The sequence below is a fragment of the Vibrio sp. qd031 genome, assembly GCF_002100145.1.
Classification (GTDB): Bacteria; Pseudomonadota; Gammaproteobacteria; order Enterobacterales; family Vibrionaceae; genus Vibrio.
The window spans coordinates 87,780-102,195 of sequence record NZ_JXQD01000003.1 but is presented as its reverse complement, the minus strand read 5'-3'; the positions used below and the strand labels follow the sequence as shown (position 1 = coordinate 102,195).

9 protein-coding genes are annotated in these 14,416 nt (G+C 42.5%); 7 read left to right on the top strand and 2 right to left on the bottom strand.

Features of this window, described 5'->3' with window-relative positions; translation table 11 throughout:
* Positions 1 to 270: 270 nt before the first annotated feature.
* On the top strand, positions 271 to 2,061 hold the full coding sequence (locus tag ST37_RS02860; protein ID WP_084883648.1) for a transporter: 1,791 nt from the start codon (positions 271 to 273) through the stop codon (positions 2,059 to 2,061).
* A 233-nt stretch (positions 2,062 to 2,294) separates the two neighbouring features.
* Complete coding sequence (locus ST37_RS02855) at positions 2,295 to 3,461, top strand: glycoside hydrolase family 88 protein (protein ID WP_084883647.1); 1,167 nt, start codon at positions 2,295 to 2,297, stop codon at positions 3,459 to 3,461.
* Positions 3,462 to 3,609: 148 nt separating this feature from the next.
* Here ST37_RS02855 and ST37_RS02850 read toward each other — a convergent pair whose 3' ends face one another.
* Positions 3,610 to 4,683 carry a LacI family DNA-binding transcriptional regulator gene (locus tag ST37_RS02850; RefSeq protein WP_084883645.1) on the bottom strand — a complete coding sequence of 358 codons (1,074 nt, stop codon included), beginning with the start codon at positions 4,681 to 4,683 and terminating at the stop codon, positions 3,610 to 3,612.
* 511 nt (positions 4,684 to 5,194) lie between these two features.
* Here ST37_RS02850 and ST37_RS02845 point away from each other — a divergent pair.
* The 3 genes from ST37_RS02845 to ST37_RS02835 all read left to right on the top strand — a co-directional run bounded on the left by ST37_RS02845 (position 5,195) and on the right by ST37_RS02835 (position 10,209).
* Positions 5,195 to 6,394: a glycoside hydrolase family 88 protein gene (locus ST37_RS02845; RefSeq protein ID WP_242426202.1), complete on the top strand. Its 1,200-nt coding sequence runs from the start codon at positions 5,195 to 5,197 to the stop codon at positions 6,392 to 6,394.
* A 129-nt stretch (positions 6,395 to 6,523) separates the two neighbouring features.
* The gene (locus ST37_RS02840; protein WP_084883644.1) at positions 6,524 to 8,305 is read left to right on the top strand and encodes a sodium:solute symporter family protein; all 1,782 of its coding nucleotides are present in this window, start codon (positions 6,524 to 6,526) and stop codon (positions 8,303 to 8,305) included.
* A 194-nt stretch (positions 8,306 to 8,499) separates the two neighbouring features.
* Positions 8,500 to 10,209 (top strand): glycoside hydrolase 43 family protein, encoded by a 1,710-nt coding sequence (locus ST37_RS02835; RefSeq protein ID WP_084883642.1) that lies wholly within the window; start codon positions 8,500 to 8,502, stop codon positions 10,207 to 10,209.
* A gap of 172 nt (positions 10,210 to 10,381) precedes the next feature.
* On the opposite strand, the gene ST37_RS02830 is transcribed toward ST37_RS02835, so the two are convergent.
* Positions 10,382 to 11,341, bottom strand: coding sequence for an AraC family transcriptional regulator (locus ST37_RS02830; RefSeq protein WP_084883640.1), 960 nt, complete (start codon positions 11,339 to 11,341; stop codon positions 10,382 to 10,384).
* 424 nt (positions 11,342 to 11,765) lie between these two features.
* On the opposite strand from ST37_RS02830, the gene rhaB reads away from it, so the two are divergent.
* Both rhaB and rhaA read left to right on the top strand, forming a co-directional pair.
* Entirely contained in the window at positions 11,766 to 13,142 is a 1,377-nt protein-coding gene (gene rhaB / locus ST37_RS02825) for a rhamnulokinase (RefSeq protein WP_084883639.1), read from the top strand.
* A 10-nt stretch (positions 13,143 to 13,152) separates the two neighbouring features.
* Positions 13,153 to 14,415 carry an L-rhamnose isomerase gene (rhaA, locus tag ST37_RS02820; RefSeq protein WP_084883637.1) on the top strand — a complete coding sequence of 421 codons (1,263 nt, stop codon included), beginning with the start codon at positions 13,153 to 13,155 and terminating at the stop codon, positions 14,413 to 14,415.
* Position 14,416 lies beyond the last annotated feature (1 nt).

Here is a 14,416-nt window from a genome sequence, read left to right as displayed (position 1 = left end):
GGCTCATGTATTTGCGCCTCGCAAATTTTGTCCCTTAACTTACCAAAAATTATCATTTCTAACATTTTCAACTGTAGGTAGATTTAAAGCTGTTGTTGGCTTTATTTTAGAAATTTAATCAGTCTACATATGGAGTGTGAGATGTCTGCGACAATACCGTGGCATTCAAATCCACGAAATTTATAACGCTTTAACACATTGATAGTGCTGCTATTTGTGTGAGTTAAAGTAAACAAAAAAATAAATACGTTGAAATGAAAGGGAAGAGTCATGATAGATATCGCAATTGTACTTGTGTACTTCGGCTTTCTTGTGGCAATAGGGTTTCTGTTTAAATCCTTTAGTAACTCCACAAGTGATTATTTTCGTGGGGGCGGCAAAATGCTGTGGTGGATGGTGGGTTCAACATCATTTATGACAGCAGTGAGTGCCATGACCTTTACTGGTCACATGGGTAAGGCGTTAACTGGCGGTTTTGCTGTTGCAACCACAGTGTTTTATGCGAACGCTTTAGGTTACTTGTGTAATTACCTATTTTTCGCCGCAAAAGCACGCCAAATGCGCGTAGAAACACCACTCGAAGGTGTTCGCATGCGTCTGGGGCCTGTGAATGAACAAATTTTCACTTGGGCAAACGTTCCTCTCAGTGTGTTGCAAGCCTCAATCTGGATTAACGCGCTTGCGGTATTCTGTAGTGCGGTGATTGGCATCCCACTGCAACAAACGATTGTAGTAGCGGGCTGTGTGGTACTGTTTATGTCTTTGGTTGGTGGTAGCTGGGCGGTAATCGCATCTGACTTTATGCAGATGATTATTCTAACTACAATGACCTTGGTGACTGGCGCGGTAGCCATTTGGAAATCGGGTGGGTTGACTCCACTTCTTGAAGCAGGTCTTCCGGAGCAGCCGTTTATTGGTGACGGTTACAACCATGCATACTTGTTTGTCGGCTGGTTTATCTTCATGTTCATTAAGCAGTTCTTCAGCACAAACAACATGGTAGATTCTTACCGCTACATCGCGGCAAAAGACACCAAAAACGCACGTAAAGCGGCAATTTTAGCGGGTACGTTAATGTTGATTGGTCCTTTGCTTTGGTTTGTTCCAGCTTGGTATGTCGCCGCTCATTATCCAGATACCAGCACTTGGGGCCTTTCTGGCTTAGGCAATAAAGTCGCGGATGCAACCTACTTCATGTTTGTTAGCCGTGAAATGCCAGTAGGTATGGTTGGCTTGATGTTAGCCGCGATGTTTGCAGCTACCATGTCCTCTATGGACTCTGCACTAAACCGTAACGCAGGTATTATTCTTAAGAGTGTTTACCAACCTTACTTCTGTAAAAATCACTCTGAAAAACACCTGATGTTCGTAAGTAAGTTGCTCACCGCCGTATTTGGTATCGTGATCATTATTGCTGCGCTATTCCTTACGTCACTTCGAGAGTTCGGATTGTTCGATTTAACCATGTTGGTAAGCACCTTGATTGGATTCCCAATTCTAATCCCATCTATTATGTGTTTCTTCGTCAGAAAAACACCAGATTGGGCGGGTTGGGGTACAGTACTGGTTGGTATGTGTGTGTCAGGTACCATTGCGTTTGGTGCAACACCTGAAAACCTTCAAGCACTCCTTGGACTAGAGCAACCACTCACGTCACGCGAGTTCACAGAGATGAAATCTGTAACCCTAGGCTTGATTGGACATATGTCGATTACTCTGCCGTTCTTCATCTGTTCTCAGTTCTTCTACAAAGGTCTTCCTGAAAAACGTGCAGCGGAAGTGAAGCAGTTCTTCAGCAATGTCGATACGGAAGTAGTTGTTGAAGATACGCCACAAAGTGTTGCAATGGACAACAAGCAAAACGATGTATTGGGTAAGATGGTGCTGACGGCTTCAGTGTTTATTCTGTGCTTAACGCTCGTGCCTAACCCTCTTTGGGGAAGAATGCTGTTTGTTATCATAGCATCTATCCTAGCGCTGATTGGTACCTTGTTAGTCAGGTCTAAGCGTACGTTAGAAGTGAGCGAGGAAGAGAAACCTCGAGTTTCAGCAACAGCTTAACTCTGATTAATCGCGTTAAAAACCTTCCTGAGAGTTTGTGCTTTTTAGGAAGGTTTATTGACTTTTGGTCAATTGTAATTCACAGCTGTTCAAATCGGCAAAAACCACCCCAGAATAGAACAAAAACCGACATTTTATTTCGATATCTAAAGACTTAAATTAACACTATTAGTTAAGGTCTGCTGATCTCAACATACCCTAATAATGTACTTATAAAAAACTGAGAGATAAATATGGTTTCAAAAAAAACGTGGGCAAATGATGCTTGGAGACAAGTATTTGATAAGGTTAAGTTTAGCAGCGAGGATATATCGGTACAGTTTCCTTCCATGACTACCGATGGGAAGTACTGCGATACGCACGCGCCATGGGCTTGGGTCGTCGGTTTCTGGCCTGGTTTGCTATGGCTACTGTATGAAAAAGAGCACTACACACCGTTTAAAGAGATCGCGATAGCGCGCGAAGAAGCCATGGACGGCCCATTAGATGAATACGTTAACATTCATCATGACGTTGGTTTTATGTGGCAGCTGACGTCTATCAAGCATTATGAGCTGTTTGCTAACGAGCGTTCAAAAAATCGAGCATTGCGAGCTGCCAGTCATCTTGCCAGTCGATTTAACATTAATGGACGCTTCTTAACCGCATGGAACAAAAACGATGTGAGCGCTGCTGACCCTAGAGGGCTGAGCATCATTGATAGCATGATGAACCTGCCGATTTTGTATTGGGCAGCAGAGCAATTGGATGCGCCTCGATTTAAGCTTATTGCAATGGCGCACGCTGATACCGTACTTAAGGAGTTCATTCGTCCAGATGGCTCGGTGAGACACATGGTCGAGTTTGATTTTTTGACGGGTGATGTGAAAAGTTACTACGGTGGGCAAGGTTACAATGAGAATTCGGCATGGAGCCGTGGTGCCTCATGGGCTATCCATGGTTGTGCGTTAAGTTACCAATACACCAAAGAGCCGAGATATCTTGAAGCGGCCCTTAAAACAGCGGACTTTTTCATTGAACATCTACCAGAGGATTCGGTACCTCATTGGGATTTTCGTGCACCGCGAGATACCGATACGCCACGAGATACATCCGCGGCAGCGTGCGCTGCGAGCGGTATATTATTGATTTCAGAGCTAGTTGAAGACCCCGCGATGAAAAAACATTACTTTGACGTCGCCAACACCATCATCAAGAGCTTGTTTGAAAACTATTCTACCGTTGGTGATGACACCCAACAGGGGATTTTGACCGGTGGTGCATTCAATTGTCCTAAAAACTTGGGTATCAACTGTTCGCTAATTTATGGCGACTACTACTTTGTTGAAGCACTGTCCAAGTTAGTGAGTAAAAATGAAGCTACTCAAGCGCACCAGAAAAAACTAGCAACCACAGTGTAATACCAATGTACAAAGGTTTGTGTCATTCAACATTAAAAAACAGTTAGTTCATTCACAAAAAGCAGTCATAAGACTGCTTTTTTGCGATTAACGTTTAAATAAAAAGTAACTGGTGCTAGAGGACCCGAGTAAGAAGTAGGAATTTATTTTATCCTCCCCCCTCAGTATTGAGATCTTTTACAGATAATCGCTCAACAATCTCCACAGGGATCATCGAGCGGCTTTCAACATTATCAGGCTCGTTGGAAAGGCGAACTAATTTGATAAGGGTCGCTTTGGCCAGATTTGCATAGTTTACACTGAGCGTCGTGAGATTGGGTTTTACCAATGAAGTGAGATTTAAATTGTCAAACCCAATTACGGATATGTCATCTGGAACTTTGAGTTTGTGATGAGCCAATGCATCAATCAATGAAAATGCAATCATGTCACAAATACAGAAAACGGCAGTACAGTCAGAAAACACTCCCTCGTCTATTAATGTAGGCAGTAGTTCTTGGGCACCAAAATCCCCCAAAACGCTAGTGGAGCCACTTTTTTTAATCTTGTTTAAGTCAACAACAACATCATCATAATTGAGGTCGAGCCCTGCAAACTGTAGCGCTCGAAGAAAACCATCGGTTCGTTGGTAAATCGAGTGGCGATCGTTGGAGGTGATAATCTTAATTTTTGAGTGTCCTCGCTCCAGAAGGTAAGATGCCGCCATAAACCCTCCCAACTCGTAGTCAGGGTGAATACTAGGGACTTTCATCTGATCATCGATCGCATTTAATAGTAGTGCGGGCAGTTCTGATTGTCTCAATACTTCACTTAAGCTAATACTTGGTTCACCCAATATCAATAGCGCCTGACTATTGTTGGTCTTGCTACACAAAACCTCGTTGGAGGTGTTTTTATTGTACAGCACGATATCAACTGTGATGTTCATTTTATCGAACTCTTCTTTCACTGAACGCAAAATAGTTGAGTAAAATGAACTTGCGTTAGAGAGAACATCAATACAGAAGAAAGTGACATGGTTAAGCTGCATTGGAATTTGAAGCTTTGGGCTCTTATGCACATATCCGGTTTCAGCTACGACATTTTTAACGCGTTTCACCACATCATCCCTAACTAAACCACTGCCATTTAACACTCTCGATACTGTTGCTTTTGACACTCCTGCTACGCTAGCAATGTGAGCAAGGGTGGGTTTCCTTTCTTGGGTTTTCAACTTATGCATACTTGGCGCATTTCATATTTGACTGTGGAATGTGATTGTACTCTCTTTTATCAGGCAAGTCATGTGAGCAAATGAAACGTTTCATAAGAAAGGATGCTTAGAAGAGAGTGAAGCTGCTCACATATTGGGAACTTTAGTGGTTTCGATTCACTAGCTTTTTGGCGCGGTAAACACTCGACCTCAAGTACATGTTGATTAACTGGTTAAGACAGTTTCATTATATTTCGAGCTTAGGTTGCTGATTTTTAATGCTTTTAACTATCTTTAAGTAACGTTAATCATTCTGATACTTTTGGTATTAGTAATAGATTAGGTTTTTGCATCGGCATCACTAAACGCAGTCACTCAATGTAACGTTTCATTATTTGTGTATCGTTTCATTAGTGCGAATAGGGTCACAGTTATGCGGCAGTGAGAGTGGCAGAATAACAAGTGAGCGATAGTAAAGTTGAATATTAGGAAAATTAGTTGGTGGATTATTTTTATATCCGACTATTGAGAGAGGGTTAACGTGGTATTTAAAAAAATTGATAGTAATAACAATAATTTTCATCTTGAATGCATAAAAGAAGATATTCTTAGCAGTATTGAACGTAATGCTCCAATTATTGGTGCGAGAAACCCAATGATTGGTAAATCTGCCACAGATTTTTCGTGGGAGTACCCAAAGGACTATTTTTGGACAGATTCTTTTTGGACAGGAGAACTGTGGCTAGCCTATATGATTACAGGTAAGCAAGAGTATAAAAATATGGCAAGGATGCGTAATGCTCACCTAAAGAAAATACTCGATACACCACTTTGGTTAAATCATGATCTTGGATTTGAATTTAGCTTATCGGCTGTCGCTGATTACAAACTTACGGGGAATGAAAAAGCCAAAAGTTTAGCGATTAAAGCGGCAGAGGCATTGCGCAGCCGTTACAACTGGAATGGAGAGTACATCTTAGCTTGGACTGCGGGAAGCGGTAATAAAAAACACGCTGAGAGCGTGCAGGGCAAAATCATTATCGATGGTATGGAGAACCTGCCTTTGTTGATGTGGGCATACAGCGAGACGGGCAATGAAACCTATAAACAGGTGGCTATTGGCCACGCTGAGACGTGCATGAAATACATTATTCGAGGTGATTACAGCACTTACCATACCTATGACTTTGATCCTACAACCAATTCGCCAATTGGTGGAAAGACCCACCAAGGTTACGCAGATGAATCTTGTTGGAGTCGCGGGCAAGCTTGGGCGATTCATGGTTACGCTCAACTGGCACTGATGACAGGGGATCGCAAGTATGCGGAAACTAGTGCGAAACTGGCAGAGTATATGCTGGAAAAAATCACCGATGATCTCGTGCCTGTTTGGGACTACTTACTACCTGCAAACGAGATCCAATACAAAGACACTTCGGCCGGAGCAGTAACCTCTGCGGGATTGTTTATTCTAGCCAATCTGTTTGAAGAGTATGGGGAGTTTGCTAAGGCTGAGCGGTATCAAGGTGTCGCGATGGATATGCTGTGCGCGCTTAGAGATAAATATGACCTTACTGATAATGAATCAGCTCAAGGCTTGTTATCTGATTCGGCTTCCTCGGTACCACACGCACTATTAAGAGACCAAGAAAACTTGGCTAATGCAATGTTGCCATATGGTGACTACTACTACTTTGAAGCGGTATTAAGAGCGATAGGTCACAGAGACCTATTCTGGTAATAGAAAATAAAAATGAACATGTAGATTTTCCTATTAGTTCGTGAAATAGACGATGCTATTTACTGCGAGCTAATGGTTTGTCTGCATTTATTTACCTGACTCGAATATCTATATAATAAGGACGTGACAATGGATCTGAATATACTAATTATAGGATTTTATTTCCTATTTCTTATAGTAATTGGCTGGATGTTTAGAAAGTTTACCAATTCAACCAGTGACTATTTTCGTGGTGGCGGTAACATGCTCTGGTGGATGGTGGGCGCAACTGCCTTTATGACACAGTTTAGTGCTTGGACATTTACCGGTGCCGCGGGTAAAGCGTTTCAAGATGGCTTTGTTGTGGCATTTATATTTGTAGGTAACGCGCTTGGTTACCTAATGAACTATGTGTATTTTGCTCCTAGATGTCGGCAGCTACGCGTGGTTACCATCATTGAGGCGATCCGTATCCGATTTGGAAAAACTAATGAGCAGGTCTTTACTTGGTCATCAATGCCAAATGGGATCATCTTTGCAGGTATCTGGCTAAATAGCTTGGCGGTTATCGCTTCTGGCTTATTTGGCTTTGATTTGGAAGCAACAATCGTTGTTACCGGCCTAGTGGTTTTGGTGATGTCGGTTACGGGTGGCTCTTGGGCGGTCATCGCCTCTGACTTCATGCAAATGACAGTGATTATGGCGGTCACCACAACTTGTGCAATTGTTGCAATCATTCATGGTGGCGGTGTTAGCGAGATTGTTAGCAACTTCCCAGTTGATGAGGGAATGTCATTTGTCTCGGGCAACAACATAAACTATATCTCTATTTTCTTCCTATGGGTTGTGTTCATGTTCTTGCAGCAGTTCAGTATCACCAACAACCTATTGAACTCGTACCGCTACTTGGCGGCAAAAGACTCCAACAGTGCACGCAAGGCTGCTCTTTTGGCATGTTTTCTGATGACGGTTGGTCCAGTTTTATGGTTTATTCCGTCTTGGTTCCTCGCCGGACAAGGAGTGGACATGAACGCGGTATACCCTGATGCAGGTCGTAAAGCGGGTGACTTTGTTTACTTGTACTTTGTGACAGAGTATATGCCTGTGGGGATGGTTGGTTTGTTAATGTCTGCGATGTTCGCTGCAACTATGTCCTCTATGGATTCTGGGCTCAACAGAAACTCAGGTATCTTTGTTAAGAACTTTTATCAATCAGTGCTGCGCCCAAACGCTGGCGAGAAAGAGTTGGTAACGGTTTCTAAGATAAGCTCAGCGGTATTTGGTTGCCTTATCATTTTGGTGGCGCTGTTTATCAATTCGCTCCGTGGTCTAAGCTTATTTGACACCATGATGTACGTGTCAGCTTTGATCGGTGTGCCAATGACCATTCCTGCTTTGCTAGGTATCTTTATTAAGAAGACACCAGATTGGGCTGCATGGGGGACTTTGATAATGGGTGGTATCGTGTCATACGTGGTTGGCTTCCAACTGGACATCGCTTCTGTAGGGGAGTTTTTTGGAATGACAGACCTTACAGCACGTGAGTTAGGTGACTTTAAAGTAACACTTAGCTTAGCCTCCCACTTGATCTTTACCGCAGGTTTCTTCTGCTTATCCACCTTGTTCTACAAACCACTACCAAGTGAAAGACAAAAAGAGGTGGAGAACTTCTTTGAGAATCTGCGCACCCCAGTAGTTGCTGAGGGTGATGGCCAAACTGCTTTGGACAACAAACAGCGCAGAATGCTGGGTACGTTAATCGCGGCGGTGGGAATAGGCATTATGGTCCTGTTTGTATTACCGAACACTATTGGTGGACGATTCATCTTCGTATTGTGTGGAGCGATTGTCTTCGGAGTAGGCTTATTACTCGTTAAGTCCGTTCAATATAAAGACGAAGTAGAGAACTACAAACAAGTAGAAAATACGTAACTTCTAAGTTGAATTAGGAGTAACACAGAGAAAACTGATAATAGTGAGCCATGAATTGGCTCACTTTGAATAGCCTAGATAAAACAATAAATATCTATTATTTTGAAAGATATTCTTTTATGAGATTCTTTGATTGTTGTTATGGTTTTATTAAGTGGGTTTTTATTGCTGATATTTAATGTAAGGAGTGTGTTTTGCCTAAAGAGAAAAATAATAAATTTGGCCATGTTGGAAGCTGGGGGGATCAAGGAGATGGCACATATATTAACCCAGTTTTAAACGCGGACTATCCAGACTCTGATATAGAGAAAGTCGGTGATACCTATTATATGATCACCTCCAAACAACATATGTCTCCAGGTATGCCAATTTTAGAATCTAAAGATATGGTGAACTGGACTAATGCTGGCTTTGGTTTTTCAAACCTTTCTTGGGGGCCAGAATATAATTGGGACCGAATGAATGGTTACTCTTTTGGGGTATGGGCGGGAGATTTAGCCTACAACGATGGCACTTGGTATATCTATCAAGTGGATTACAAGCACGGTCTAATGGTGACAACGGCAAAAGATATTCGAGGACCTTGGAGTGCTCCTGTGATACTGCTGCCGACTGAGTTGGTGATGGATGACCCCGCAGTGTATTGGGATCATGACACAAAAAGAGCCTACCTGCTAGTGAACACTGGTCGTCGTCAAGAGAACGAAAATAGCCAAGCAGAAGGAAATGAGAACCGGCTGTATGAGATGAGTTGGGATGGCCTCCAAATCCTAGATGAGGGTAAAGTGGTTTATACAGGGATAGGTGCTGAGGCGGCTAAAATCTATAGAATTAATAACACTTGGTACTTATTTATTTCTGAGTGGACCATCGGAGACCCTGCTACAGGGTTAGGAGTTAAAAACCCCAAAAATGATAGAAAACAAGTGGTATTACGTTCGGAAGACAGTATCTACGGTCCTTATGAGAAAAAAGTCGTCCTGCAAAAAGGGCGCCACTTTGGTCATCGAAGCGCCAGCCAAGGGGCATTGATGCAAGCACCCGATCAGTCGTGGTGGTATATGCACCAGCTAGTTCAAAATGATGACGAACCGTTTCAGGGGCGTGCCCAGTGCTTGGAGCCAGTTACTTGGCAAGATGGCTGGCCTCTAATTGGCGAGGATGAAAACAATGATGGTATCGGTGAGCCTGTTAAACGCTATACAAAGCCGATTCAGGGACATCCGATCACAGCACCTTTGTCAGATGATGACTTCACTGGGATTGAACTGGGGCCGCAGTGGGAGTGGAATCATGACCCAAGAGACAGTCACTGGCAGTTGTTACCTGAGCAGCAAAGGCTGAGATTACATGCCAGCAAATTGCCACCCAACAATGACAATGTTGGCCCAACAACCAACCAATGGACTAATGAAGATGGGTCCGATATTAAGTTTTGGCGAGCCTGTAACACATTGAGCCAGCGTGGAATGGGTACAACCTTTGGTATTGCAGAGGCCAAGTTTGATTTGACTGGCATGTGTGCTGATCAACTGGGAGGTTTTGCTCGCTTTGGAGGTACTGCTAACTTGTTTGGTATTAAAGTAGATGCTGACGGTGTCAAGAATATCTTCTTTATGGATAAAAATGGTGAGTTTTTATTGGGTGATGTTTTTACTCATGACAAAATTTTCGTCCGCACACGAAATAACAAATCAACAGCGCATTTTGAATACAGCGAGGATGGCTCAAGCTATCAACGTTTTGGACCAGACTTTACGTTGGAGTTTGGTAATTGGACAGGTGATAGGCTTGGGTTCTTTACTTGGAACGAAAAAGATGAAAACGGTTATCTCGATGTTGAATGGTTTAAATACCAATATGATGGTCCCAAGGGAACAAACATTAAGGCCGATTCAAATTAATATGTGGGTTTATAGAAGGTGTATCCTAGTGTTATAAACTAATGAAAACTACTACCAAAGATTATAGTTTCTTCCCAAATTGACGCCATATGGTCAACTTAATATGGCGTCCTTTTTGATCAATGACAAACTTTAAGTTAAATTTATAAAGAGTCAACAATGACTTATCATTCTACTGCGTATTGCGATATTCACGTGGTGAAATACCGTATTTTGCTTTAAATTTTTTGTAGAAGTCGCTGGTGTTTGAAAAGCCAACTTCAATCGCAAGGTCATTGATACTTACGTTTTTCACTTTAATCAGTTCGCAGAATTTACCCAGCCTTATTTCTCGAAGTAGGGTGTTAAATGTGACACCGCTTTCTTTTTTGATCAGTTTGGAGAGATTGTAGTTCTTTATATTCAACTCATCGGATATTTCGTTAAGATTGGCGTTTTTTAGATTTTTCTCTATGTAGGTGATCACGATAGCGAGGATCCCTTGATCGTAAGACACCTTTTTCACTTTAGTGGGTTTTTCTTGGGAGAGATCTAAGATCATTAAGCCAAGCAAAAATTTTAGTCTTGGCTCGGTTAGATCCGTATCTTCAGCCAACTCTGACAGGATCTCTTCCAACAACTGCTCTAGGTTATCGTTGTCTTTGGTTGAAAAAATAAGTGCCAATGCAGAAGAGCGTTTGAATACCACATCGGTGAAAAAATTAGATAGGCTGCAATCTTCATTGATGAACTCGAAGATATAGCTAAAGAACTTTTTATGGATAATAAAATTAACCGCTATATCTTCTTCATTTGAGGGAAGAATTTCATGAATTACGCCAGGCCCAAGAAATAACAGATCACCTGCTGCTAACTCAACTCTTTCCCCTTCTATGTTTTGAATGGATTGACCGCTTAAGATGTAGCAAATTTCAACGTAATCATGGCTGTGAGCGGGGTAGTGAATAAAGCGTGTGTGTTTGCGAATGGACACCAACTTGCCCGCGGGAGCCACTTTGTCGAACGAGATGGTTTTTCGATACCTATCAGCAAAAATGGTGTTATCGATACCACAGCTGCTATTGATGATGCCTTCCTCCTCTTTATTACGAGGTTTCATTTTTTCAATAAAATCGTATAACCCTCTATCCATAATCAATTCCCGTATTGCAATGTTCAACTTGTGAATAAGTGTTGCAAAAATTGACTTTATAAAGTTCAATTTTTGCAACTACTGCAGTCTACAACTAATTAAATATCGTATGAATAGGTGATATTGAAACGACGTTTTGATTGTGATCATGGTCAATAATGGTGTAGAAAAATCAGCTATTTATTGGCCTTAGAGCACAGTTGGTTTTTAGCCTTACCAAGTTCAAGCAATGGAAATTTGAGGACCTAGCGAACTTCCAGGTCCTCCTAAATGGATAATTTTGGAGTATATCTCCTGCTTGATAAAGCGAATGCTTAGCTGTTGCTTTTGTAGCAAAAAATGACCTTTTAAAGGGCAAAGCTATGCATTTCTTCGTTACTAGCAGCTACCTATAATTTTAGCCTAGAGAGTAATGGAGGTAGTAATGAACTATTTTTTGGCGATAGATATCGGGGCTTCTAGTGGGCGCCATTTGCTGGGCCACCTTGATAAGGGGGAGCTAAAACTGGAAGAGGTTTACCGGTTTAGCAACGAAATCTCGAATTTGAGTGGTGAGCTGTGCTGGGACCTAGATTATCTGTTTACAGAAATCATTGCTGGCCTAAAAAAATGTAAGAAGCTTGGTAAAGCGCCTACCACCTTGGGTATCGATACCTGGGGAGTGGACTTTGTACTACTGGATGAGAGTGATAGACCTCTTGGAAATGCAGTGTCTTACCGTGACAAACGCACCAGTGGAGTAATGACTCAGGTTTCTTCGCAAATAGGGAGTGAAAGGCTGTATGCGAAAACGGGTATTCAATTTATGGACTTCAATACCATTTGTCAGCTTACTCAAACCTCAGCAGAGTACAAAACAAAAGCTAAGTCATTCCTGATGATCCCTGATTACCTGAACTATTTGTTAACAGGTAAAAAGGTGAATGAATACACCAATGCAACCACCACACAATTGTATAACGTTGAGAACGATGACTGGGACGAAGACCTCATTCGTTTAACGGGTTTGAACAAAGATGTGTTCTCTAAAGCGCTTCCGCCACTTACAAAAATTGGTGGTTTACAACAAGAGATTATCGACAGCGTTGGCTTTGATTGTGAAGTCATCTTGCCGCCGACTCACGATACCGGGTCGGCGTTCATTGCAAGCATGTTAGACATTGAAGACGACGGGGTGATCCTAAGTTCAGGTACTTGGTCACTGCTCGGTATGGAGCTGTTCAAGCCGATTCTCACAGAAAACTCTAGACTGAAAAATTTCACCAACGAAGGTGGTTTTGATAAGCGATTTCGTTTTCTAAAAAACATCATGGGGCTGTGGATAATTCAAGAGGTCGCTAGAAATCTTGAGAACCGATACAGCTTTGCAGAGCTTGCCCAACTGGCAAAAGAGGCCAGCGATTTTAAATCAACCATTGACGTCAGTGATGAGCGTTTTTTTGTCAGCGACAACATGATTGAAGAGATCGTTAGCTATTGCAAAGTAACAAACCAAGTACCGCCAAAATCTGTTGGAGAAGTGAGTGTGTGTGTCTACAGAAGCCTCGCCATTTGCTACGCCAAACACATCAATGAAATCACCGACATCACTGGGAAAAACGTTAATAAAATCAACATTATTGGTGGTGGTTGCAAAAACCAATTTCTCAATGAATTGATCCGAGAAGAAACCAACAAAGAAGTCATTGTCGGCCCAGTCGAGGCGACAGGGATAGGCAACATCGTGACACAAATGATAGCAGTGAACGAAATAGACAATCTGTCATCTGCTAAACAAATAATTAGACAAAGCGCTCTATAAAGGAAAATAAATGAATAACGAAATAGCGAAGAGATATCAAGCGAGCAAAAGTTTGTATGAAAAGTGGGGAATTAACGTTGACCTAGTACTTGAGAAGCTGCAACAAGTAAAAGTGTCTATCCACTGCTGGCAAGGCGATGATGTGACAGGATTTGAGGTCGCACAAAATGCATTGTCCGGTGGTATTTCTACTACCGGAAATTACCCAGGTAAAGCGCGCGGAGCAACTGAGCTTCGTGCAGACTTAGACAAAGCCCTCAGTCTTATTCCAGGTACCCACAAAATCAACTTACACGCACTATACGCCGAAACCGACGGAAAAGTAGTTGAGCGTGATGAACTGCTCCCTGAGCATTTTGCTGGTTGGGTTGAGTGGGCGAAAGAGCGCTCTTTAGGTTTGGACTTTAACCCTAGTTTATTTTCTCATCCAAAAGCCTCAGACGGCCTTACTCTGTCACACCCAGACAAAGAAATCCGTGATTTTTGGGTAAAACACTGTATTGCCTCTCGAAAAATTGGTGAGTACTTCGGTAAAGAGCTTGAGCAAACGTGTTTGACCAATATCTGGATCCCTGATGGTTTTAAAGATACCCCAAGCGATCGCCTTGCGCCTCGCCAGCGCCTCAAAGATTCACTGGATCAAATCTTTGCCGTTGAGGTGGATGAAAGATTCAACAAAGATTCTGTGGAGTCCAAAGTCTTTGGTATAGGCGTTGAGTCTTACACGGTAGGCTCGCACGAGTTTTACATGGGCTATGCCGTGGCAAACAATAAACTGTGTCTACTTGACAATGGCCACTATCACCCAACCGAATCAGTTGCAGATAAGATTTCATCGATGCTGCTGTATCAAGATGAGTTGGCGCTTCACGTGACTCGTCCAGTGCGCTGGGACAGCGATCACGTCGTTACACTCAACGATGAGGTTCGCGAAATCGCAAAAGAGCTAGTACGCACCGATGCGCTAGACAAAACGTACCTTGGTTTAGATTTCTTTGACGCCAGCATTAACCGAGTCGCGGCTTGGGTGTTAGGCACACGCAACATGCAAAAAGCACTGCTCGAAGCAATGCTAATGCCTCATGATGCACTTTCGCAATATCAAGATGATGGCAAATTCACTGACCGCTTAGTGATGTTGGAGGAGCTAAAAACCTATCCACTAGGTGATATTTGGAACTATTTCTGTGAAATCAGCGGTGTTCCTGCTCAAGAAGATTGGTTCCAAGAGGTGTTAACGTACGAAGAAAGCGTACTGCGTGAGCGAGTGTGAT

Bases quoted from the DNA above. Each gene is read 5' to 3' on its own strand.
- ST37_RS02860 (WP_084883648.1), top strand. From the start codon at position 271: ATGATAGATATCGCAATTGTACTTGTGTACTTCGGCTTTCTTGTGGCA.
- ST37_RS02855 (WP_084883647.1), top strand. From the start codon at position 2,295: ATGGTTTCAAAAAAAACGTGGGCAAATGATGCTTGGAGACAAGTATTT.
- ST37_RS02850 (WP_084883645.1), bottom strand. From the start codon at position 4,683: ATGCATAAGTTGAAAACCCAAGAAAGGAAACCCACCCTTGCTCACATT.
- ST37_RS02840 (WP_084883644.1), top strand. From the start codon at position 6,524: ATGGATCTGAATATACTAATTATAGGATTTTATTTCCTATTTCTTATA.
- ST37_RS02830 (WP_084883640.1), bottom strand. From the start codon at position 11,341: ATGGATAGAGGGTTATACGATTTTATTGAAAAAATGAAACCTCGTAAT.
- rhaB (WP_084883639.1), top strand. From the start codon at position 11,766: ATGAACTATTTTTTGGCGATAGATATCGGGGCTTCTAGTGGGCGCCAT.
- rhaA (WP_084883637.1), top strand. From the start codon at position 13,153: ATGAATAACGAAATAGCGAAGAGATATCAAGCGAGCAAAAGTTTGTAT.